Origin of the sequence: Pseudomonas sp. B5(2017) (assembly GCF_002112825.1) — a bacterium.
In the GTDB taxonomy this organism is placed as follows: Bacteria; Pseudomonadota; Gammaproteobacteria; order Pseudomonadales; family Pseudomonadaceae; genus Aquipseudomonas; species Aquipseudomonas putida_Z.
The window spans coordinates 91,553-112,576 of the sequence record NZ_NEIR01000018.1 but is presented as its reverse complement, the minus strand read 5'-3'; the positions used below and the strand labels follow the sequence as shown (position 1 = coordinate 112,576).

At 65.2% G+C, this 21,024-nt stretch carries 18 protein-coding genes; 7 read left to right on the top strand and 11 right to left on the bottom strand.

All coding sequences use genetic code 11. From position 1 onward, the window contains the following. Positions 1–14: 14 nt before the first annotated feature. The 3 genes from CAG00_RS24290 to CAG00_RS24280 all read right to left on the bottom strand — a co-directional run bounded on the left by CAG00_RS24290 (position 15) and on the right by CAG00_RS24280 (position 6,545). Positions 15–4,523: an NEL-type E3 ubiquitin ligase domain-containing protein gene (locus CAG00_RS24290; RefSeq protein WP_085665514.1), complete on the bottom strand. Its 4,509-nt coding sequence runs from the start codon at positions 4,521–4,523 to the stop codon at positions 15–17. A 78-nt stretch (positions 4,524–4,601) separates the two neighbouring features. Continuing rightward, positions 4,602–5,624 (bottom strand): AraC family transcriptional regulator, encoded by a 1,023-nt coding sequence (locus tag CAG00_RS24285; RefSeq protein WP_015269649.1) that lies wholly within the window; start codon positions 5,622–5,624, stop codon positions 4,602–4,604. 57 nt (positions 5,625–5,681) lie between these two features. Further along, a complete protein-coding gene (locus tag CAG00_RS24280; protein ID WP_015269648.1) occupies positions 5,682–6,545 on the bottom strand; it encodes a LysR substrate-binding domain-containing protein in 864 nt (287 codons plus the stop codon). 112 nt (positions 6,546–6,657) lie between these two features. Here CAG00_RS24280 and CAG00_RS24275 point away from each other — a divergent pair, with 112 nt between their 5' ends. After that, positions 6,658–7,764, top strand: a complete 1,107-nt coding sequence (locus tag CAG00_RS24275; protein WP_085665513.1) for a 2-aminoethylphosphonate--pyruvate transaminase — start codon at positions 6,658–6,660, stop codon at positions 7,762–7,764. Between the two features lie 34 nt (positions 7,765–7,798). Continuing rightward, positions 7,799–8,626, top strand: coding sequence for a phosphonoacetaldehyde hydrolase (phnX, locus tag CAG00_RS24270; RefSeq protein ID WP_025338370.1), 828 nt, complete (start codon positions 7,799–7,801; stop codon positions 8,624–8,626). 170 nt (positions 8,627–8,796) lie between these two features. Here phnX and CAG00_RS24265 read toward each other — a convergent pair whose 3' ends face one another. After that, positions 8,797–9,861, bottom strand: coding sequence for an AI-2E family transporter (locus CAG00_RS24265; protein ID WP_025338369.1), 1,065 nt, complete (start codon positions 9,859–9,861; stop codon positions 8,797–8,799). 133 nt (positions 9,862–9,994) lie between these two features. Here CAG00_RS24265 and yegQ point away from each other — a divergent pair, with 133 nt between their 5' ends. Then, a complete protein-coding gene (gene yegQ / locus CAG00_RS24260; RefSeq protein WP_025338368.1) occupies positions 9,995–11,314 on the top strand; it encodes a tRNA 5-hydroxyuridine modification protein YegQ in 1,320 nt (439 codons plus the stop codon). 9 nt (positions 11,315–11,323) lie between these two features. Here the strand turns inward: yegQ and CAG00_RS24255 are convergent, their stop codons facing one another. Beyond that, positions 11,324–12,190: a hypothetical protein gene (locus CAG00_RS24255; protein ID WP_238067495.1), complete on the bottom strand. Its 867-nt coding sequence runs from the start codon at positions 12,188–12,190 to the stop codon at positions 11,324–11,326. A 53-nt stretch (positions 12,191–12,243) separates the two neighbouring features. Here CAG00_RS24255 and CAG00_RS24250 point away from each other — a divergent pair, with 53 nt between their 5' ends. The 3 genes from CAG00_RS24250 to CAG00_RS24240 all read left to right on the top strand — a co-directional run bounded on the left by CAG00_RS24250 (position 12,244) and on the right by CAG00_RS24240 (position 14,183). Next, positions 12,244–12,672 carry a DUF411 domain-containing protein gene (locus CAG00_RS24250; protein WP_015269641.1) on the top strand — a complete coding sequence of 143 codons (429 nt, stop codon included), beginning with the start codon at positions 12,244–12,246 and terminating at the stop codon, positions 12,670–12,672. Continuing rightward, positions 12,672–13,109, top strand: a complete 438-nt coding sequence (locus CAG00_RS24245) for a YqaA family protein (protein ID WP_013971818.1) — start codon at positions 12,672–12,674, stop codon at positions 13,107–13,109. Before CAG00_RS24250 ends, CAG00_RS24245 begins: the two co-directional genes overlap by 1 nt. A 75-nt stretch (positions 13,110–13,184) precedes the next feature. Next, on the top strand, positions 13,185–14,183 hold the full coding sequence (locus CAG00_RS24240; protein ID WP_085665511.1) for an alpha/beta fold hydrolase: 999 nt from the start codon (positions 13,185–13,187) through the stop codon (positions 14,181–14,183). A gap of 175 nt (positions 14,184–14,358) precedes the next feature. On the opposite strand, the gene CAG00_RS24235 is transcribed toward CAG00_RS24240, so the two are convergent. From CAG00_RS24235 to CAG00_RS24210, 6 genes are all read right to left on the bottom strand, one after another. Continuing rightward, positions 14,359–14,940 (bottom strand): DinB family protein, encoded by a 582-nt coding sequence (locus tag CAG00_RS24235; RefSeq protein ID WP_085593228.1) that lies wholly within the window; start codon positions 14,938–14,940, stop codon positions 14,359–14,361. Between the two features lie 14 nt (positions 14,941–14,954). Further along, a complete protein-coding gene (gene zapE / locus CAG00_RS24230) occupies positions 14,955–16,061 on the bottom strand; it encodes a cell division protein ZapE (protein ID WP_085665510.1) in 1,107 nt (368 codons plus the stop codon). Between the two features lie 151 nt (positions 16,062–16,212). Then, positions 16,213–17,364, bottom strand: a complete 1,152-nt coding sequence (locus CAG00_RS24225) for a PQQ-dependent sugar dehydrogenase (protein WP_085665509.1) — start codon at positions 17,362–17,364, stop codon at positions 16,213–16,215. 23 nt (positions 17,365–17,387) lie between these two features. Then, positions 17,388–17,705, bottom strand: coding sequence for a hypothetical protein (locus tag CAG00_RS24220; RefSeq protein WP_085665508.1), 318 nt, complete (start codon positions 17,703–17,705; stop codon positions 17,388–17,390). A 185-nt stretch (positions 17,706–17,890) separates the two neighbouring features. Next, complete coding sequence (gene speB / locus CAG00_RS24215; protein ID WP_085665507.1) at positions 17,891–18,856, bottom strand: agmatinase; 966 nt, start codon at positions 18,854–18,856, stop codon at positions 17,891–17,893. A gap of 25 nt (positions 18,857–18,881) precedes the next feature. Then, positions 18,882–19,961: an extracellular solute-binding protein gene (locus tag CAG00_RS24210; RefSeq protein ID WP_085619387.1), complete on the bottom strand. Its 1,080-nt coding sequence runs from the start codon at positions 19,959–19,961 to the stop codon at positions 18,882–18,884. 102 nt (positions 19,962–20,063) lie between these two features. On the opposite strand from CAG00_RS24210, the gene CAG00_RS24205 reads away from it, so the two are divergent. Next, positions 20,064–20,954 (top strand): LysR family transcriptional regulator, encoded by an 891-nt coding sequence (locus CAG00_RS24205; protein ID WP_085665506.1) that lies wholly within the window; start codon positions 20,064–20,066, stop codon positions 20,952–20,954. Positions 20,955–21,024: the final 70 nt, after the last annotated feature.

Below are 21,024 nucleotides of genomic sequence, written 5' to 3'. Positions count from 1 at the left end.
CCCCTGAAGCACCGTCACTTTGCCTCTGGCACCATGAACGCTTCGCGCGTAAGGCGCTGGGCAAGGCTGGCCAGGGCCTGCTCGCGCTCGTCGCGCAGAGCGTTGCTCAGGTTCCAGTACTCGTCACTGGTCAAGGCCTCCCTTTGCTCGTCCAGTGTTTCCAGCCGCAGGGAGAATTGCGTTTCCAGGCTTTCGAAGTCGTCCGCATGCTCTGCCCGCAGTACCGGCAACCAGAAATCACGCTCGCTTATGAACACGATCCGTTGCTCGCCCGCCTCAACCTCAAGCACTTCCTTGAAGGCCTCCTCCAGTTGCAGCGGCGACACGTTGGCCAGCCTGCCAAACTGCATGTGGCGAGGTTGGCCCAACAGGTCCAGGCGCTGGGCCAAGCCGCTGAGGTAGGCAAGATTGACCTCCACCTCCTCTTCATCATGGTTCCCGCGGCTCCAACGTCCGTCCTGGTAGCGGGCGTCGATTTCGCGTCGGGCGATTTTCTCTACCCAGTGCACGCGAAACAGCCGCTTGGCCAACTGCAGGCGTGCCGCGCGAGTCGAAATCGGGTCGCCGCCGCGGGTGACCTGCTCGACATGCATGCGCACCTCAAGGCGGCTGAACACGGTGGAAACGCTGTCCACACAGGTGGTGGGCTCCGCTGCCAGGTCAAACAGCGCCATGCGCGTGGTGGTATCGGCATGGGCGGCATCCAGCATTGCCCATACCCTGAACCCGAGTTCGGCCGGCGCCTTGCTGAATTCGGCCGTGCTCGTAAGTTGCCTGAGCAGCTCGAAGAAAGCCAGGCTGCCGGGCTCGGCATTCAGCGCATCCCATTTCCCTTGCTGCTCCTGCCGCGCCGCTGGGTCCAGGGTCTGCAGCCATTGTTCCCGGGCCGGGGCGTGCCGTTGCGGGCGGGGCGTGGCCAACAGGCGTTCGGCGGCATAAAGGCGATCGAGATCCTGCACTGGCAGCGCATTGCCCTCCAGGTGCATGGCGCGGCGCAACTGCAACGGGGCCTGAAACAAGGTTGCCGGCAACTCGGCTATCTGGTTGTTGCGAAGGTCGGCGAACACCAACAGGCCACACCACTCCAGGCCCCGGGGCAGCGCCGTCATCTGCACCCGGTTCAAGCGCAGGATCCGCAAGCTGGGCAGCCGCTCGAACTGTAGCCTGATGTCGCCGAGCGGGTTGTCACTCAGGTCCAGCGAACGCAAGAGCGCCAGGCCAGTCAGCACATTGGCCTGCGGCTCCGAGATACGAATACGGTTGCGCGGCATCAGCAACTGGCGCAAGGCGGTCAACCGCTCCAGCCCCGCAGGTAGCGCGCGCAAGGCGTTGTCGCTCATGTCCAGGCACAGCAGATCAGGGAAGCAGGCGAGGAACCCCGACGGGATGGCATCCAGACCGAGCGCCGACAGGGTCAATTCCGACACGTGCGAGAAGTCCGTCCCGATCGGCAATACAGGCAGGCTGCCCACCGGTACGGCGACGATGCTCAGGCTGAGCACCGCATCGTTGCCGATAGCCCCGACGGCGCGGTCGCTGCGCATCTGCCAGGCACGCCGCAACGAATCTGCGACGCGTCGGCGTGCGCGGCTGGCGCTGCCCGCCACCTCTGCAACCCAGGCCTGCAAGCTGTCATCCAGGCGGCGGTATTCCTGCTCGACACGCAGCAGGTTCTCGAACAGGCCCCCGCGCATGTCCAACAGGCTCTGGACATAGCGATCGACGCCGACATCCCCGATACCGGGGTACAAGGCGCGCACCCGCTGCCGCACCACACGCTCCGGCGAGCCGATGCACGACTGGCAGCCACCCAGTGGATAGCCCGCTCGGCCATCGGCCAAACGCTGCATGGGCGATGCCATGGGCCTTGCCTCCCGCCAGCCGAGCAGGCGCAGCAGGGCCTGCCGGTCACCGGGTAGCCAGGCCTGCATCTGCTCGCGGATTCTGGTCGGCGCATCGGTGCCATTCCAACCCTGTCGCACCCGGTATTCCACGGGCAGGCAAGCGGCCAGCACCTCGAACAGCCCCTGGGGGGCGGCGACCTCGCGCTCATCCGGCAAACCTCTGTCGTTGTAGAGCTGGAAGCGCCCTTCCCGCCTGACCAGCACCACGTCCTGCTCAAGGTCGGTCTCGGCGAACAGCCGTTCCATCGCCGCCCCAGCATACGGGTCACGACGCAACACCAGGTTGAACCCGGCAGCGCCGGGGCCATGCCGACGCAGCAGGGCAAAGGCCAGCGCCACCACTTCCGGCCGGTAACTGCCTTGCAGGTACAACGCTTCGCGCATGCGGGTCAGGCGCGCCAGTTGCAGGGCCACCCGCGCCTGCTCAGCCAATGCCAGCGGCAGACGGGACTCTGCCTGCATGCGCAAGCGTACAGCCTCGGTGGCCTGCTCCAGCACATCGAGGGCATAGGCTTCTGGCAGCGTAGGGAAGTCGCGCTGGATCAATCCCAGCAGCGGGTCGTCAGCCAGGTAAAGCCTGGAGAAATGCTCGAGCATCGCCTCACGCAACTCGATTGCCGCGTCACCGATCGACAGCGCCTGTTCTTCGACGGTTTCATCCTGCAGCTGCAGCCTTTCGATGCACCATTGCCACAAGTCGGAATCGGTATCGGCCTCCCCCGCTTCCAGCCGGCTGAAAAAGGCTTGCGCGCGCGCGTCCACGGCAAAGCGCTGCAAGGTATCGCGCAGCTGCACTGGCATCGCTCGCCGCTCCACCAGCAGGCCACGCAGGTAGGCCTCGTCGACATCCGCGACTTTCAGCACCTGCTCCACCCGCACAGCGTCCATCGCGGCCGCAGCCGGCCAGAGCCGCCCGAGCAACAGCGCGGCGCCCTGCCATTCCAGTGGCCGCTCATAAGCCAGCCGCCAGCCACGCGCAGAGCAGCGTTCCAGCACCGGCCCGAACGCTGCCTCACCGTCGGCATGCAGCAAGCGCCAGACGCCATTGGCGGTTTGCCTTACCCGATACAAGGCTCCATTCAACCGCCACCAATGGCGCTCACCCTCGGCGAGCAAGCCGTTGTCGAGCTCCGTCAGCTGTACTGGTGGTGTAATGTCCTGGTAAGGCGCCAGCTCATTGCGCCAAAGCCGTTGCCGGCCATCCTCGGTGATAATCGGCTCCAAGGTTTCGACGAATGCGCTGCGGGCCAGATGGACACCGACAACCACCGCACCGGTGGTTGCCACGCTGAAGGCCACCTGAAGCATATGCGTCAAGGCCTCATGCTGATGGCCCAACTGCCAGTCACGCACGCCCTCGAAAGTTTCGGTCAACAGTTGCCTGGCAAGGTCCGCCAGCAGCAAAGCCCCGATGACCGGCACGAACAGGCCCGCCAGGTTGAGCAATACCAGGCCGGCGCCTTTGAGCTCGTCCAGGCGCTGCTCCGAAGCCGCGTCATCGGCCTGGGCGGTGGGCACCGCAAGGAAACGTGCATCGGCCTTGATTCGCTGAATGTGCCAGGCGGCCATCGACGCAAAACCGTCCCCCGCTTCCAACACCCTGCGGGGTTCCAGGTCAGGTTGTGCATCCTGCAAGCGTGTGGCCAGGGCCTGCTCACAAGTGGCGCGATCACCCAAGGCAATGCGCCGCACGAATGCCTGCCGATAGTCCTGGTTGCCCATCGCCGTGGCCAGGACGCGGTTCGCCTCATCCCAGTTGGTGAACGCGCGCAGGGGTTGCGCCTGATCGTCAGGGGTGTACAGGATCACTCTTTTCAAGCGCCCAGGTACCCCGAAGGGAAACGTGGACTGGTGGCGGGACTGCTCGATCAATTCAACCGCCAGCGCGCCATCCACCCGGCAGCCAAGGACCTCAAGCGCACCGATCTCCAGCTGCAGCGGCCCCTTGATCACGGCGTGTTCATCCTTGCACGCGACACGCAGCAGCAGCAGGTCTTGCGGATCCAGCTGCTGCTTGATGGCCGCGATCTCGACCGCCACGGCCAGTTCCAGGCGCCGGTCGGTGGTCAGGGCTTTTTCATAGTCAGGGGTCAATACCTGCGCCAGGTGCCGCTGGTAGGCGCTGCCGACATCCACCTGGCGGCACAGGCTGACAATCCGGTCGATGTCTTCGCTCACCACCTGCTCGTCCTGGTGGGCTCCCGGGAGGGTCAAGGCGGTGCCGAGGAAGAAGGACTCGTTGGCCTTGAAGTTCTGCAACAGCTTTTGCAAGGCCGGCATGCGCACGAAGTACGGTTGATAATCAGGGATCAAGCCGGTTCTCACATCCAGCCGTGCGCGTGTTTCGCGCCACACCAGCTTGTCCAGGTCAACCTGCAGCTTCAGCTGGCTGTCCTGACGCAAGGCAGGCTCGAACAGTTGCTTGGCAAAACGGTCCAGAGGCTGCAGGCGGTCGGCGAACCCTGCCATCTGCCGCTGACTCGCAAGATAGGCATTGAAACGCAGTTGCAGCCTGGCAAGCTGCTTGGGCTTGGCCGCCTTCAACCAGGCGGGCAAGCTTTGGGCGATGAAGTCTTCGGCGGGGTGAAGCAACTTGGGATGCAAGGCAGGTTGAGACATCGTCGATTTCCTGGTCAGTGATCGACTCGTCACGATGCTTGCCAGCGGCGGCGGCCGGCAGCGGGAAGGCGTGGTCCCCTAGCCGCCACTGCCGCGCTTGAGGATCAGCGCACGGTAATGCCCGGGGTTGCAGCCGAACCACTTGCGAAACGCCTTGTAGAACGAACTGCTGTCGGCAAAGCCCAGGCGTTCGGCGATTTCGCTCATGGCTGCGTCTTCCTGGCTCAGCCAGGCAATCGCCAGCTCACGCCGCACACTGTCCTTCAACCCCTGGTAATTCTGACCCTCTTCGGCCAGCCGCCGGCGCAGGGTAGAGGGCGACAGGCACAACTGCCGCGCCAGGCTGTCACCATCGGGCCACTGCCCCGGATCCAGGCGCAGCAGGTCGGTGCGAATGCGCCGCCCGAGGCTGGCCGGGTCACGGTACTTGACCAGGATGTTGCCCGGCGCCTCGGCCAGAAAACGCTGCAGTTCTTCTTCGCTGCGCCGCAGCGGCAGCTCAAGGCATTCGGCAGCGATGATCATGCGCGTGCGCGGGCGCTCGAACTGCAGGTTTTCCGAAAACATCACCCGGTAGTCATCGCAGAACGGCGGCTCGGCACAGCGCAGATCGATGGCCAGGATCGGGATACGCCGCCCGGCCAGCCAGCAGGTCACACCGTGCACGATCATCCAGAAGGTGAAATAGGTGAAAGCGCGGCGCGGTGTGTCACGCGGCTCGTTGATGACGATTTCGGCCAGGCCTTGCTGGCGCACCAGGCTTGGCTGCAGGTCTTCAAGCATCAGTGACAGGAACGCCAGCGCGGTTTCCAGGCCAGCGCCCAGGGTCGGCTGGCCCATGCTGGCACGGCACATGAACGCCAGGCTGCCGCTGCGCAGACCGCGCGGGTCCATGGCGAAGAACTCATCGTTGCAGCGCCGCGCCAGCAGGCGCCAGAGCCGGGCATAGGACTCGGCGCTGACTCGCGCCGCAGGCAGGTGCAGCTGTTCGACGGCGATACCCGCCCGGGCCAGCAAGCCGATATCGGGCTCGCCAGCGGGGCAGGTCTGCAACAGCGCCTCGCGCACCAGCTGCATGGAAATGGTGTCTTTCTCGCTCATCGACGGTCCTGTCGGCTCAATGCCGGCCATCTTAGGCCGCCCCGTTGAAAACAGCCATCACAGCCCTGCCGCCAGGCCGAGGAACGCCTGGATCAGGCGCAGCTCACGGCGGCGCTCCAGGCAGCCGATCAGGTGCTGGTTGACCAGGCCGTCACCGGCCAGCGGGCGCGCCACTACCCGCGGGTCATTGGCGACTTCGGTGGACGACACCACGCCAATGCCCAGCTCCGAGGCCACCGCTTCGGTCACCGCCTCGCGGCTATCCAGCTCCAGCAGCACCCGAGGTTGCACGGCGGCCTTGCTGCAGGCCTTGTCGAAGGTGCGCCGGGTGGTGGAGCTGGGCTCGCGCAACACCATGATCTGCTGGTGCAGCTCGGCCAGCGGCAAATCACCTTCGCCGCTGGCCCAGGCATGCCCCGCCGGCAGCAAGGCGCACAACCGCGACTCGCACAGGTTCTGCAAATGCAGGCCTTTGCGCGGCTCGATCTCGGTCAGCACGGCCACGTCGGCATGTTCGCTGAGCAATGCCGCCAAAGTTTCCTGGGCATTGCCCAAGCGCAGGTTGACGGTAATGCCCGGGTAGCGCTCGCGCAGCAGCGCCAGCATCGGCATGACCCGGTGCGGGCCATCGGCCGCCACCTCCAGGCGCCCGGTCAGCAATTGGCGATTAGCCTCGAGCATGGCCTGCGCCTCTTCGGCCAGCCCGAACATGGCGCGGGTGATGGCTGCCAGGCGGGTGCCCTCTTCGGTCAACTCAACCCGCCGCGCGGTACGCCGCAGCAAGGTGATCTGGTAGTGCTCCTCCAGCGCCTTCACGTGCCCGGTCACTGCCGGCTGGCTGATGAACAGGCGTGCGGCGGCACGGGTGAAGCTGCCCTCACGGGCCACGGCATCGAAGGCACGCAACTGGAACAGGTTCATATTTATCGGCCTTACTTATAGCTCGGATAACAACAAACAATTTGATTGATGGCAACGCCAATTGCAACCTAGGCCCCGTAGTTTCAGCCCACCGCTTGTGAGGAATAACGGAATGAGCAACGCCCCGATTCTGCTGACCCCCGGTCCCCTGACCACATCAATCCGCACCCGCCAAGCCATGCTGGTGGACTGGGGCTCCTGGGACCGCGACTTCAACCAACTGACTGCCAGTGTCTGCGAGCAACTGCTGGCCATCATCGACGGCAGCGCCAGCCACCACTGCGTGCCCCTGCAAGGCAGCGGTACCTTCGCCGTGGAAGCGGCCATCGGCACCCTGGTGCCGCGTGACGGCAAGGTTCTGGTGCTGATCAATGGCGCCTATGGCCAGCGCCTGGCGAAGATCTGCAAAGTGCTGGGCCGTGCCTACAGCACCTTCGAAACCGCCGAAGACCAGCCGACCACCGCCGCCGACGTCGACCGCCTGCTGGCCGCCGATCCGGCCATCACCCACGTCGCGCTGATCCACTGCGAAACCAGTACCGGCATCCTCAACCCGCTGCCCGAGATCGCCCAGGTGATCAAAGGCCACGGCAAGCGCCTGATCATCGACGCCATGAGCTCGTTCGGCGCACTGCCGATCGACGCCCGCGCCATCCCCTTCGAGGCGCTGATCGCCGCCTCCGGCAAATGCCTGGAAGGGGTACCTGGCATGGGCTTCGTGTTCGCCGAGAAAACCGCCCTGGCCGCTGCCGAAGGCAACGCCCACTCGCTGGCCATGGACCTGCACGACCAGCACACCTACATGGCCAAGACCGGCCAGTGGCGCTTCACCCCGCCGACCCATGTGGTCGCTGCCCTGCACGAAGCGCTGCAGCAATACAACGAGGAGGGAGGCCTGCCGGCACGCAACCGGCGCTATGCCGACAACTGCAAGACTTTGCTCGACGGCATGGCCGCCATCGGCCTGCGCAGCTTCCTGCCCGCCGAGATCCAGGCGCCGATCATCGTCACCTTCCACGCACCGAACGATCCCCGCTACCAGTTCAAGGACTTCTACGAGCGGGTCAAGGCCAAGGGCTTCATCCTCTACCCGGGCAAGCTGACCCAGGTGGAAACCTTCCGTGTCGGCTGCATCGGCGTGGTCGGAGCGGATGGCATGCAGGCCGCCGTGAATGCCGTGGCCGAGGTGCTGCGGGAAATGGAAGTGCTGGACATCTGACCCTTTGCCCACCCAATTTCAGGAACAAGCGCACATGAACTACAGCAACCCTACCCAGCTGCAAGCCGCCATCCTTGACTGGGCCGGCACCGTGGTCGACTTCGGCTCCTTCGCCCCGACCCAGATCTTTGTCGAAGCCTTTGCCGAATTCGATGTGCAGGTGTCCATCGAAGAAGCCCGCGGCCCGATGGGCATGGGCAAGTGGGACCACATCCGCACCCTGTGCGATGTGCCGGAAATTGCCGAGCGCTACCGCAAGGTGTTCGGCCGCACCCCGACCGACGATGATGTCACCGCCATCTACAACCGCTTCATGCCGCTGCAGATCGAGAAGATCGCCGTGCACTCGGCGCTGATCCCCGGCGCTCTGGACACCCTCACCGGGCTGCGCCAGGACGGCCTGAAGATCGGCTCTTGCTCGGGCTACCCGAAGGTGGTGATGGACAAGGTGGTGGAGCTGGCCGCGCAGAACGGCTACGTGGCCGACCATGTGGTGGCTACCGACGAAACCCCGAACGGCCGCCCATGGCCGGCCCAGGCCCTGGCCAACGTGATCGCGCTGGGTATCGACGATGTAGCGGCGTGCGTGAAGGTCGACGATACCGTGCCGGGCATTCTCGAAGGCCGCCGTGCCGGCATGTGGACCGTGGCCCTGGTGTGCTCGGGCAATGCCCTGGGGCTGACCTGGGAAGGCTACCGCGCGCTGAGCGCCGAGAAGCTGGAAAGCGAGCGCCAGCGCATCCACGCCCTGTTCGCCGGCTCCCGCCCGCACTACCTGATCGACACCATCAACGAACTGCCAGAAGTGATCGCCGACATCAACCGGCGCCTGGCCAAGGGTGAGATGCCGCAGGCATCCTGAACGTTTGCGCGATAGATGTAGGAGCGGCCTTGTGTCGCGATCGGGCTGCGCAGCAGCCCCAGGGTTTCTGCGTCAATGCGAAATTTGCTGGGGCTGCTGCGCAGCCCGATCGCGACACAAGGCCGCTCCTACAAGGATCGCCGTATCGGCAGGCCTTTCTCGAACAAGTGCTACTCCGGCAACTGCACCCGGGGTTTGGTTGCCGCGAAGATCGCCCAACTCGACACGAACAGCGCCGCGATCAATGGCCCGATCACGAAGCCATTGAGCCCGAACACCGCCAGCCCGCCCAGCGTCGACACCAGAATCAGGTAGTCCGGCATGCGCGTGTCCTTGCCCACCAGGATCGGCCGCAACAAGTTGTCCACCAGGCCGATCACCAGCACGCCGAACGCGGTCAGGATCACCCCCGACAAAATCGCACCGGTCAGCAGGAAGTACGCCGCCACCGGCGCCCACACGATCCCCGCCCCTACCGCCGGCAACAGCGACAGAAACGCCATCAGCACCGCCCACACCAGCGCACTCGGTATATCCAGCACCCAGAAAATGAAACCACCCAGCGCCCCCTGGGTAATGGCCACCAGCACGTTGCCTTTTACCGTCGCCCGCACCACACGGTTGAACTTCAGCTGCAAACGGCGTTTCTGGTGTTCGGGCAGCGGCACTGCCAGACGCACCTGGCGGGCGACCTCCGCGCCTTCGCGCAGGAAGAAGAACAACAGGTACATCATGATGCCGAAGCTGATCACGAACTCGAACGTGCCCTGCCCAAAGTTGAACGCCTGGCTGGCCAGCACCTGGCTGCCTTGGGTGGCCCATTTGGTGATCTTGTCGCGCAGCCCGTCGAGATTGCCCATGCCCATGCTGTCCAGCCCCCGCTGGGCAAAAGCCGGAAGCATGTCCTTGCCGCGCTCGACATAGCCGGCAATATCCAGCTCCCCGTGCTCGATGCGCTGGTACAGGGCGGCTCCCTCCTGCACCAGCAGCGCGCTGGTGATGATTACCGGCAGGATCGCCACCAGCAGGCACACCAGCAAGGTGGCCGCCGCAGCCAGATTGCGCCTTCGGCCGAAACGCAGCAGCAGGTGGCGCTGCAGCGGGGCGAACAGGATGCCGAGTATCACCGCCCAGAAGATCGCACCGTAGTACGGCAGCAGGATCCAGATGAAGGCAATGGTCACCAGCGCCAGCAGTACTGCCAGGGCTTTGTTCTGCAGGGCGGTCTGGTTCATCGCGGGTCCTCGCATGGCTTATGCGTTATTAGTGCGCCGCACCTTGGCAAAAGTGCCGCCATTCCCTTGATGCAAATCAATACGGGCCGTATCTGCCAGCCCTAGCATCCGCGCCTTTTGCTCCGGTGCGCACATGACCCCTATCGCCAAGCCCGAACTGCTGGCCCCCGCCGGCACCCTCAAGACCATGCGCTACGCCTTCGCCTATGGCGCCGACGCGGTCTACGCCGGCCAGCCACGCTACAGCTTGCGGGTGCGCAACAACGAGTTCGACCATGCCAACCTGGCCTTGGGCATCCAGGAGGCGCATGCCTTGGGCAAGCGTTTTTACGTGGTGGTCAACATTGCCCCGCACAATGCCAAGCTCAAGACCTTCCTCAAGGACCTGGCGCCGGTGATCGAGATGGCACCGGACGCGCTGATCATGTCCGACCCAGGCCTGATCATGCTGGTACGCCAGCACTTCCCGCAGATGCCGGTGCACCTGTCGGTGCAGGCCAACACGGTCAACTGGGCCAGCGTGCAGTTCTGGCAGCAACTGGGCCTGAGCCGGGTGATCCTGTCGCGCGAGCTGTCGCTCGAAGAGATCGAAGAAATCCGCCAGCAGGTGCCGGAAATGGAGCTGGAGGTGTTCGTCCATGGTGCCCTGTGCATGGCCTACTCCGGCCGTTGCCTGCTGTCGGGCTACCTCAACAAGCGCGATGCCAACCAGGGCAGCTGCACCAACGCTTGCCGCTGGAAGTATGACGCCACCCCGGCCACCGAGAACGCCACCGGCGACATCGTGCGCGAAGTGCAGCCGACGCTGGGCCTGGGTGCACCGACCGAGCAGGTATTCCTGCTGCAGGAAAGCAACCGCCCCGGCACCGAAATGCCGGCGTTCGAAGACGAGCACGGCACCTACATCATGAATGCCAAGGACCTGCGCGCCATCCAGCACGTCGGGCGCCTGGCCGCCATGGGCGTGCACTCGCTGAAGATCGAAGGCCGCACCAAGTCGCACTTCTACTGCGCCCGCGCCGTGCAGTCGTACCGCCAGGCGATCGACGACGCGGTGGCCGGGCGGCCATTCGACCGCTCCCTGATGGACAACCTCGAATCCCTGGCCCAGCGCGGTTACACCGAAGGCTTCCTGCGCCGCCACGTGCACGACGAATACCAGAACTACCAGCGCGGCAATTCGGTGTCCGAGCGCCAGCAGTTCGTTGGCGAGCTGACCGGGGTGCGCGTCGACGGCCTGGCCGAGGTCAAGGTGAAGAACCGCTTCGCCGTGGGCGACCATCTGGAACTGATGACCCCACGCGGCAACTACCACTTCGATCTCGAGCACATGAGCAATGGCCAGCAGCAACCGCTGCAGGTCGCCCCGGGCGATGGCCACACCATCTACCTTCCTGTTCCCGAGCAGGTGCCATTGGCATACGGCCTGCTGATGCGTGACCTGCCAGCTTGAGCGAGGTGGCTAGAGTTCAATCCTGGTAATGGCGCCAAGCCGCCGGTCACCCAATTCCTTACGAATCTGCTGACGAAAAGCGGCGAAACGTTCCACGTCAAAACGGTAAGCAGTGCCGGTGTTCCACACGACGATGTCACGCTGGGCCTCGCTCCAGAACCCGAAGTCGCGCATCTCCACGGTGCCGTTGAAACGAAACGAGTAGACCGCCAGATGGATCTGGCCCTCCTCGTCCTTCTGGCAGGGTGTTATCAGAAACGATGAGGCGACGTCGTTCTGCCAACCAGACTGCAGGAACTTGCTGGCGTGTGCACTGATGCGCAGTTCCTGCATGGATGCGCGCGCCAGTTGGGCCAACAGCGTTGGTGTGCTGCCTGTGCCGATGGGCTCGAGCCTGGTATCGAAATCGTCATGGTCCCTGATGACCTGGGGCGGCAACTCCAGGGCGGCCGTCCTTACGCAGCCATGTTTCTCCAGGCGATTGCGGAAGCGGTCGAACCAGCTTTTCCATAGCTCGTCCCGGTCGAGGAAGCGGCTTGCGAACTCATCGGCATGGTCCAGCAACGTTTGCACGTCCTGGCGTTCCTCGTCGGACAGGTTTGGTCCGATGCCGATCAGATTGGTCTTGGAGTACAACAGGCAGTCCAGTGGTAGCGTCATGATCCAGCAGGCTCTCAGATAGGTGTGCCGCACGTTAGCCAGCGTGATGACAGGCCGGCATCCGGAACCACTACCTGACAGGTAGACTGGCTGCCTGACAACGCTGGCGAACAGCAACAGGCCGCGCTGCGCCTGGAAGCCGCTTACGCTATGCTGCTGGCCGACCGCTGGATATCGGACCGCCCCTGGGGCCGCAACGACACCGGGCGCGTGCAAGGCATAGGCCTGGTCGCCGGTATCCGCCCACGTTTTTGAAGGAGTGCTTCATGATGCTGCGTAAACACCTGCTGCCCCTGGGCCTGCTGGCCATCACCGGCCTGGCCCAGGCTGCCGAGACCATCGACGTCTACCGCGACCCCAACTGTGGCTGCTGCAAGGCCTGGATCAGCCACCTGCGCGACAACGGCTTCACCGTCAACGACCATGTCGAGCCGAACATGAGCGAGGTGAAACAACGCCTGGGCGTGGCGCCACGCCTGGCGTCGTGCCATACCGGGGTGATCGATGGCAAGTTCGTCGAAGGCCACGTACCGGCCGAGCAGGTGCGCCTGCTGGCCAAACGCAACGACCTCAAGGGCCTGGCCGTGCCAGGCATGCCCATGGGCTCGCCCGGCATGGAAATGGGTGACCACAAGGATGCCTACCAGGTCATCGGCGTGACCCAGGACGGCAAGGACACCGTGGTCGCCAACTACTGATGCTCAGCCTGTGGGCGCTGTTCCTCAGCGCCTTCGGCGCCGCCACCCTGCTACCGCTGCAATCGGAGGCCGTGCTGGTCGGCCTTTTGCTGCGCCAGCCCGAGGCCTGGGCCACCCTGCTGCTGGTGGCGACCCTGGGCAATGTGCTGGGCTCGGTGGTCAACTGGGTGCTGGGCCGGGCCATCGAGCACCTGCGTGACAAGCGCTGGTTCCCGTTCAGCCCTGCCCAGCTGGAACGCGCGCAACAGCGCTACCAGCGCTGGGGGCAATGGTCGCTGCTGCTCAGCTGGATGCCGGTGATCGGCGACCCGCTGACGCTGATCGCGGGCATCATGCGTGAGCCGTTCTGGCGCTTCCTGCTGCTGGTGACCCTGGCCAAGGCCGGCCGCTATGGGGTGCTGGCGATGATTACCCTGGGCTGGTTTCACGCCTGGTAACACCTTTCACGTTCCGCGTGGTCCACTGGCTGTTACAGTCGCCCCTTCCTACATGGCCCTACACGGAGTGCCCCCATGCTGCGCGCAACCGCCCTGGCCCTGGCCTGCCTCGCCGGCAGTCCGGCCATCGCCGCCGAATCGCCCACCTACGGCCCCCAGCTGGAGGGCTTCAGCTACCCGCATCCGCTCAAGCATTTCGACTTCAAGTCCCAGGGCCAGGCCCTGCAGATGGGCTACATGGACGTGCCTGCCCAGGGCCAGGCCAACGGCCACAGCGTGGTGCTGATGCATGGCAAGAACTTCTGCGCCGCCACCTGGGAAACCACCATCGATGCCCTGAGCAAGGCTGGCTACCGGGTCATCGCCCCCGACCAGGTCGGCTTCTGCAGCTCCAGCAAGCCGGCGCATTACCAGTACAGTTTCCAGCAGCTGGCGAGCAACACCCATGCCCTGCTCGAACAGCTGGGCGTGAAGCAAAGCATCGTGCTCGGCCACTCCACCGGCGGCATGCTCGCCACCCGCTATGCGCTGATGTACCCGCAGCAGGTGGAGCGCCTGGCGATGGTCAACCCCATCGGACTGGAAGACTGGAAAGCCCTGGGCGTGCCCTACCGCACGGTGGACCAGTGGTATGCGCGCGAGCTCAAGCTGGATGCCGAAGGCGTGCGCGAGTATGAGCGCAAGACCTACTACGCCGGGCGCTGGAAGCCGGAGTACGAGCGCTGGGTGCAGATGCTGGTGGGCCTGAACAAGGGGCCGGGGCATGAAGCGGTGGCGTGGAACTCGGCGCTGATCTACGACATGATCTTCACCCAGCCGGTGTACCACGAGTTCAAGGACCTGCAGATGCCCACCCTGCTGCTGATCGGTGACCAGGACACCACAGCCATCGGCAGTGATATCGCACCGCCGGAGGTGAAAGCGAAGCTGGGCAAGTATGCAGTGCTGGGGCCGCAGGTGGCCAAGCTGATTCCCAAGGGTGAGCTGATTACCTTTGAAGGCATGGGGCATGCGCCGCAGATCGAGGAGCCGGTGCGGTTCAACCGCACGCTGGTGGAATGGTTAGGGCGCTAGATCTAATTTGGGGGCCGCTTTGCGGCCCATCGCCGGCAAGCCAGCTCCCACCTTGACCGCATCAACCTCAAGCTTTGTTCAGCACCTGTGGAAGCTGCCCTGCTTCTGAACCTAGCGCGGTCGAGGTGGGAGCTGGCTTGCCGGCGATGGGCTGCGCAGCAGCCCCATTGGCCCGTCACATCTTCCAGACCTGCTCCTCGGTCCAGCCCAGCTCGGCAAAGTCCGCCGCCCGCAACCCCGCCTCTTCCTCGCAGAAAAACTCATCCAGCTGCGGCGGCCTCACTGCCGTGTCACTGAGCATCGCATGCACCTGCCCACGGTGATGTACCTGGTGCTCGAACAGGTGCGCCAGCAGCCGCAGCCGTTGCTCGCGCTGTACCCGCTCGGGGCGCACGATGCTCACATAGCGCCCCAGCTCACCATCGCGCAGGCCGCGGCAATAGGCGATCAGCCGGTGATCGGCCTGGGCCTGTTCGGCATGCAGGTCGGTGCAGGTGGCAAACGGCTGTTCGGGGTCGAAGAAGCGCTCGCCGTCGGCGTCGGGCTGCTCGCCACGCTGCTCGCACTCGAGCATGTGCAGGTAGAACCAGTCCACCGTCAGCAGGTGGTTGAGGGTGGCCTTGATCGACGGGAAAAAGCTGCAGCGCGGGGCGACGAATTCGTCCTGGGTCAGTTGCAGGCAGGCCTTGTACAGACGGTGGTTGGCCCAGCCATTGTTGTAGGCCTGGGTCAGCAGATGATGCGACAGCGGCTCCATGGTTCGGCTCCTTTTCAGGCGAAGCGTTGCAGTTGCATCTCCCGTAGCCGGCTCAGGGTCCGTTGGTACGGGAACGCCAGATACCCTTGAGTGTAGAGGGCATCCAGCGGCACCTGTGCCTCCAGGTACAACGCCACCCGGCGGTCGTAGCATTCGTCGACCAGGGCAATGAAGCGGCGCACCGCGTCGTCCTTGGGCGACAGCGCTGGCAGCTCGCGGTCACCCGCCACCACCCGCGCCGCAGCATCCTCGGTGCCCCGGGCAATGCGCCCGGCCCGCTGTTCACCCCCCAGCGCCGGAATGCCCGACACCAGGATGGCCGGGAACCGGTCGCACAGGGCCATGAACTCCATGGCCGCCAGCGGCTGTTCGCACAGGTCGGTGAAGCGGCACCAGATGGCCTGCGCGCTGCGCCGCACCACCTGCACCTGCCGGGAGCCGATCGCCAAGGGCTGATCGTGGCCTGCGTCGCCGGGGCTGAGCTGGCGGAACACCTCGCCCAGCTGGCTGGCCTGCCCCGCTTGCGCCACCCAGTAACGCTGGCGCTCGGCGCCGGGGTGCAGGCGGTGGTCCTGCTCGCCGGCTACCGGCAGTACCTGCATGTGCCGCTGGATGGCGGCGATGGCCGGCAGGAAACGCTCGCGGTTGAAGCCGTCGCGGTAGAGCTGCTCGGGTGGCTGGTTGGAGGTGGCGACGATAACAACGCCTTGGTCGAACAGTATCTGGAACAGGCGGCCGAGGATGATCGCGTCACCGATGTCGTTGACGAACAGCTCGTCGAAGCACAGCACGCGAATCTGCCCGGCCAGTTCCCCGGCCAGCGCCAGCAGCGGGTCGGCGGTGCCGTTGAGCTGGAACAGGCGCTGGTGGACCCAGGCCATGAAGTGGTGGAAGTGCTGGCGCCGGCTGGGTACCCGCAGGCAGTGGTGGAACTGGTCCATCAGCCAGGTCTTGCCGCGGCCGACCGGGCCCCAGAGGTAGATACCCTGGGTGGGGCGGCCCTGTTCGACGGCCTGGAAACAGGCCTGCAAGGCCTCGACGGCGCGGGCCTGGGCGGGGTCGGCGACATAGCCCTGGGTGGTCAGGGCCTGCTGGTAGAGGGAATGGGGATCGATAGCCATGCGGCATTCTACACATACCTTGTGGGAGCGGCCTTGTGTCGCGAAAGGGCCGCGCAGCGGCCCCAGCAATATTCGTCGTGACGCGAAAATCCTGGGGCCGCTCTGCGGCCCTTTCGCGACACAAGGCCGCTCCCACAAGTACTGTACTGCGTCAGGTGCCGTCGCCCAGGCCTACCTTGAGCAACGCGCCGTCCTTGTCATCGGTCAGCACATACAGGTAGCCATCCGGCCCCACCCGCACATCGCGGATACGCGCCTTCAGCTCACCCAGCAAACGCTCTTCATGCACCACCTTGTCGCCATCCAGTTGCAGGCGGATCAGCTCCTGGGTAGCCAGCGCGCCAATGAACAGGTTGTGATCCCAGGCCTTGAACCTAGAGCTGTCGTAGAAGGCCATGCCGCTGATACCCGGCGACTTCTCCCATACATGGTGCGGGTCGACCATGCCCTGCACATGCTTGCCCTTGGCCTCGGGAATCGGCAGCAGCGAATAGTTGATGCCGTGGGTCGCAATCGGCCAGCCATAGTTCTTGCCAGGCTCGGGAATGTTGATCTCGTCGCCGCCGCGCGGGCCGTGCTCGTGGGTCCACAGCTTGCCGGTCCACGGGTTGAGTGCGGCGCCTTGCTGGTTGCGGTGGCCGAACGACCAGATCTCCGGCCGCACGTTGTCCTTGCCGACGAAGGGGTTGTCCCTGGGCACTTCGCCGTCCGGCAAGATACGCACGATCTTGCCTTGCAGCTTGTCCAGGTCCTGGGTGGTCGGGCGCTGGTTGTTCTCGCCAAGGGCGATGAACAGGTAGCCGTCGCGGTCGAACACCAGGCGCGAGCCGAAGTGGTTGCCCTCCGACAGCTTGGGCTGCTGGCGGAAGATAACGTTGAAGTTTTCCAGCCGGACGCGGTCCTGGGACAACTGGCCACGGCCGACCGCCGTACCGGCCTTGCCGTCACTGCCCTCTTCGGCGTAGGACAGGTAGACGGTGCGGTCCTTGGCGAACTCCGGCGACAGCACCACATCCAGCAGGCCGCCCTGGCCCTCGGCCCAGACCTTGGGCACACCGCTGATCGGCGGGCCGACCTTGCCTTCGGCATTGACCACCCGCAAGTTGCCGGCGCGCTCGGTGACCAGCATGTCCTTGCCGCCCGGCAGGAACGCCAGGGCCCAGGGGTTGCGCAGGCCGTCGGCCAGGGTGCTGACGGTCAAGGTGCCTTCTTCACTGCGAAACTGCTGTTCGGCCGCCGCCTGTGCCAGCAGGGGCAGAAGTGCGGCGGCGGTCAGGGTGACAAGCCAGGGTGCTCGAAGCATGCAGGATTCCTTTCGTAGGGCGCTCATGGCGCGCGCGGGTTGCCGCGGGGTGGTCGGGTGGGCTCCAGGTTCGGGGTTTGCTGCTGGCGGCGCAGGTTGTCGCCATTGCCGATGCCGCGGTTGTCCAGGGTGGGCGTGCGCTGGTACGGGTCGGTAGACGGGCCGCGCACGGGAGGTGCGGCCGGCATGCTGCCCTGGCGGCTGTTGGGGTTGGCGCGCTGGATCGGGCTGTTGTAGGGGTTGTTGTTGCCGGCGGCGAGTTGCAAGGGCGGCTCGGGGGCCGCTTGCGCGGGCAGGCACAGCACCAGGCCGAGGGCCAGGATGGGCAATGTCGGGGTCATGCTTCACCTCCTGTACGAAAATGCCGCGCCTGGTGGGTTTGATAGCCTAAGGCGCGAAGGGTTCGCGGCAAAAGTGTGAATGCGGGTGGAGATGATTCCTGATGTTTCAGTATGGGCCCTGGGGGCTGCTACGCAGCCCTTTCGCGACACAAGGCCGCTCCCACAAAGACCCTACGGACGCCGAATTACTGGCCCTTGTCCACCTTGTGCCGCGCCGCATACAGGCACAGCATTTCCATCGCCAGGGTCGCTCCGGCCAGTGCGGTGATATCGGCATGGTCATAGGCTGGCGCCACCTCCACCAGATCCATGCCCACCAGGTTGATACCGCGCAGCCCGCAGAGGATCTCCAGTGCCTGCACCGTGCTCAGCCCGCCGCACACCGGCGTGCCGGTACCGGGCGCATAGGCCGGATCGAGGCAGTCGATATCGAAGGTCAGGTACACCGGCCGCTCGCCCACCCGCTGGCGAATCGCCGCGATCACCGCCTCGGTGCCCTGCCGGTGCACCTGACGGGCGTCGAGGATGGCAAAGCCCTGGCTGTCATCATTGGTGGTGCGCAGGCCGATCTGCACCGAGCTGGCCGGGTCCACCAGGCCTTCGCGGGCGGCATGCCAGAACATGGTGCCGTGGTCGATGCGTTTGCCCTCCTCGTCCGGCCAGGTGTCGCTGTGCGCATCGAAGTGGATCAGCGCCAGCGGGCCATGGCGGCGGGCATGGGCCTTGAGCAGCGGGTAGCTGATGAAGTGGTCGCCACCCAGGGTGAGCATGGCGCAGCCTGCTTCCAGAATATGCGTGGCATGGGCCTCGATGCTTTCCGGTACCGACTGCGGGGTGCCGCTGTCGAAGGCGCAATCGCCATAGTCGATCACCGCCAGGTGGTCGAACGGGTCGAACGCCCACGGCCAGTGCCGGGCCCAGGCCTGCTGCACCGAAGCGGCGCGGATCGCCCGCGGGCCGAAGCGCGCACCGGGGCGGTTGCTGGTGGCAGTATCGAACGGCACACCGCTGACCACCACATCGACGCCACGCAGGTCGCGGCTGTAGCGGCGGCGAGAGAAACTGGTAATGCCGGCGTAGGTACTTTCCGCAGCGGTGCCATACAGGCTGTCGCGGGTCATGGCCTGGTCGTTGTTTGCGGCTTGCTCCACGGTCGGGCTCCTTTGTCGTTATCGGTTACTGGCGGCTGCGGAACGCGGTCCACAGGCGGTTGCGCTGGCGCAGGTCGGCCAGGGCCATGCTGCGGTCGGCATACAGGCGCTGGCGCACCGCGGCCGACGGGTAGATGTCCGGGTCGTTGCGCACCGCTTCGTCCACCAGCGGCGTGGCCGCCTGGTTGGCGTTGGCGAAGAACAGCGTGTTGGTCAGCGCGGCCACCGACTCGGGCTTGAGCATGAAGGCGATGAACGCCCGTGCGGCTTCGGGGTGCGGGGCGTCCTTGGGAATGACCAGATTGTCCTGCCACACCAGCGTGCCTTCGCGGGGGATGCGGTAGATCAGCTCGAACGGCTTGCCGGCGCGGCGTGCCTGGTCGGCGGCCATCGCCGCATCGCCGTTGTAGGTCAGCGCCAGGCACACGCTGCCATTGGCCAGGTCGCTGATCTGCCGGCCATTGGCGACGTAGCTGATCGACGGCTGCAGCTGGCTCAGCAGGCTCTGCGTGGCGGCCAGGTCGTCCTTGTCCTGGCTGTAAGGGTCCTTGCCCAGGTAGTTCAGGGCCACGCCGATCACCTCCTGCGGCGAGTCGGGCATGGCGATGCCGCAGTCCTTCAGCCGGCTGGCGTACTCGGGCTTGAACAGCAGGTCGAGGCTGTCCAGCGGCACATCTCCCAGGCGTTGGCGCACCGCTTCCACATTCACCCCCAGGCCCAGGGTGCCCCAGGTGTAGGGCACGGCATGGCGGTTGCCGGGGTCGGCCTCGGCGAGCTTGGCCAGCAGGTCCTTGTCGAGGTTGGCATAGCCAGGCATGGCCTGGGGGTCGAGCGGCTGCAGGGCGTTGGCCTTGAGCGCCCGGGCCAGCACGGCCGACGACGGCACCACCACGTCATAGCCGCTGCCACCGGTCAGCAGCTTGGTTTCCAGCACTTCGGTGGTGTCGAAGGTGTCGTAGCGCACCTTGTAGCCGGTTTCCTGCTCGAAGCGCTGGAGGGTTTGCGGGGCGACGTAGTCGGCCCAGCTGTAGAGGTTGACGACCTTTTCTTCGGCCTGCAGCGGCAAGGCCAGGACCAGGGACAGCAGGCACAACGATCGACGCATGGCGGACACCTCGGCAAATGGGTGGATGCCGCGAGCATGCCAGCCGGGTTACATTGCAGGAATGGCAAGTTTGCAAAGCTGACATTCACCAGAGGCAATGTAATGCTCGGACAAGTGCACGACCCCGACCTGCACCTGCTGCGGCTGTTCGTCACTGTAGTCGAGGCCGGTGGCTTCAGTGCCGCGCAAGGCGTGCTGGGCCTGAGCCAGCCCACCATCAGCCAGCGCATGGCGCAGCTGGAAGCGCGGCTGGGCTACCGCCTGTGCAGCCGCGGCAAGGGTGGTTTTCACCTGACAGAAAAAGGCGCGTTGTTGCTGGACGCCGCCCGTGGGTTATTGCTGAACATCGAACAGTTTCGCCAGCAGGCCAATGGCGTTGCCGGGCGGCTGCTGGGGACCGTGCGCATAGGCATGGCGGAGAACCAGGACAAGGCGGTGAGCCTGAAGCTGGCGGCGGCCATTGCGGCGTTTCGCAGGCGCGAGGAGGCGGTGCAGCTGGAGCTGATCAGTGCGCCACCGGCAGAGCTGGAGCGCTTGTTGCTAGAGCAGCGGCTGGATTACGCCATCAGCTACTTTTCCGGCAACCAGGCAGCCTTCGATTACCAGCCGCTGTTCGAGGAGCGGCAACGGCTGTATTGCGGCAAGGGCCATGAGCTGTTCGGTGAGGCTGGCGTTGGGCGGGAGCGGTTGCTGGCGATGGACCAGGTGCGCCATCCGTACCGGTTTCTCAAGGGCGGTGAGCCGTTCCAGAGCCAGCGCAGCATGGCGGTGGCGGAGCAGATCGAGAGCGTGCTGACGTTCATTCTGTCGGGGCGGCATATTGGTTATCTGCCGTGCCATTGCGTGCAAGCTTGGGAGGATGAGGGGCTGTTGTGGGCGCTGGACCCGGGGTTGGACTTTGTGGTGCCGTTTACCCTGGCCAGGCACCGGGCGCAGGCGGTTGGCGAGGCACAGCAAGCGTTTGCACAGGATTTGCTGGCGGCGTTTGCCTGACCCGGCCTCTTCGCGGGCTTGCCCGCTCCCACAGGGACCGCGACTTCCTCAGGCATGTGCGGTCCCTGTG

What these genes read in the sequence shown, in the direction of transcription:
- CAG00_RS24280 (WP_015269648.1), bottom strand. Translation starts at nt 6,545, where the DNA reads ATGAACCTGTTCCAGTTGCGTGCCTTCGATGCCGTGGCCCGTGAGGGC.
- CAG00_RS24210 (WP_085619387.1), bottom strand. Translation starts at nt 19,961, where the DNA reads ATGCGTCGATCGTTGTGCCTGCTGTCCCTGGTCCTGGCCTTGCCGCTG.
- CAG00_RS24220 (WP_085665508.1), bottom strand. Translation starts at nt 17,705, where the DNA reads ATGACCCCGACATTGCCCATCCTGGCCCTCGGCCTGGTGCTGTGCCTG.
- CAG00_RS24240 (WP_085665511.1), top strand. Translation starts at nt 13,185, where the DNA reads ATGCTGCGCGCAACCGCCCTGGCCCTGGCCTGCCTCGCCGGCAGTCCG.
- CAG00_RS24275 (WP_085665513.1), top strand. Translation starts at nt 6,658, where the DNA reads ATGAGCAACGCCCCGATTCTGCTGACCCCCGGTCCCCTGACCACATCA.
- CAG00_RS24225 (WP_085665509.1), bottom strand. Translation starts at nt 17,364, where the DNA reads ATGCTTCGAGCACCCTGGCTTGTCACCCTGACCGCCGCCGCACTTCTG.
- CAG00_RS24235 (WP_085593228.1), bottom strand. Translation starts at nt 14,940, where the DNA reads ATGGAGCCGCTGTCGCATCATCTGCTGACCCAGGCCTACAACAATGGC.
- zapE (WP_085665510.1), bottom strand. Translation starts at nt 16,061, where the DNA reads ATGGCTATCGATCCCCATTCCCTCTACCAGCAGGCCCTGACCACCCAG.
- phnX (WP_025338370.1), top strand. Translation starts at nt 7,799, where the DNA reads ATGAACTACAGCAACCCTACCCAGCTGCAAGCCGCCATCCTTGACTGG.
- CAG00_RS24205 (WP_085665506.1), top strand. Translation starts at nt 20,064, where the DNA reads ATGCTCGGACAAGTGCACGACCCCGACCTGCACCTGCTGCGGCTGTTC.
- CAG00_RS24290 (WP_085665514.1), bottom strand. Translation starts at nt 4,523, where the DNA reads ATGTCTCAACCTGCCTTGCATCCCAAGTTGCTTCACCCCGCCGAAGAC.
- CAG00_RS24265 (WP_025338369.1), bottom strand. Translation starts at nt 9,861, where the DNA reads ATGAACCAGACCGCCCTGCAGAACAAAGCCCTGGCAGTACTGCTGGCG.
- CAG00_RS24250 (WP_015269641.1), top strand. Translation starts at nt 12,244, where the DNA reads ATGCTGCGTAAACACCTGCTGCCCCTGGGCCTGCTGGCCATCACCGGC.
- CAG00_RS24245 (WP_013971818.1), top strand. Translation starts at nt 12,672, where the DNA reads ATGCTCAGCCTGTGGGCGCTGTTCCTCAGCGCCTTCGGCGCCGCCACC.
- yegQ (WP_025338368.1), top strand. Translation starts at nt 9,995, where the DNA reads ATGACCCCTATCGCCAAGCCCGAACTGCTGGCCCCCGCCGGCACCCTC.
- CAG00_RS24285 (WP_015269649.1), bottom strand. Translation starts at nt 5,624, where the DNA reads ATGAGCGAGAAAGACACCATTTCCATGCAGCTGGTGCGCGAGGCGCTG.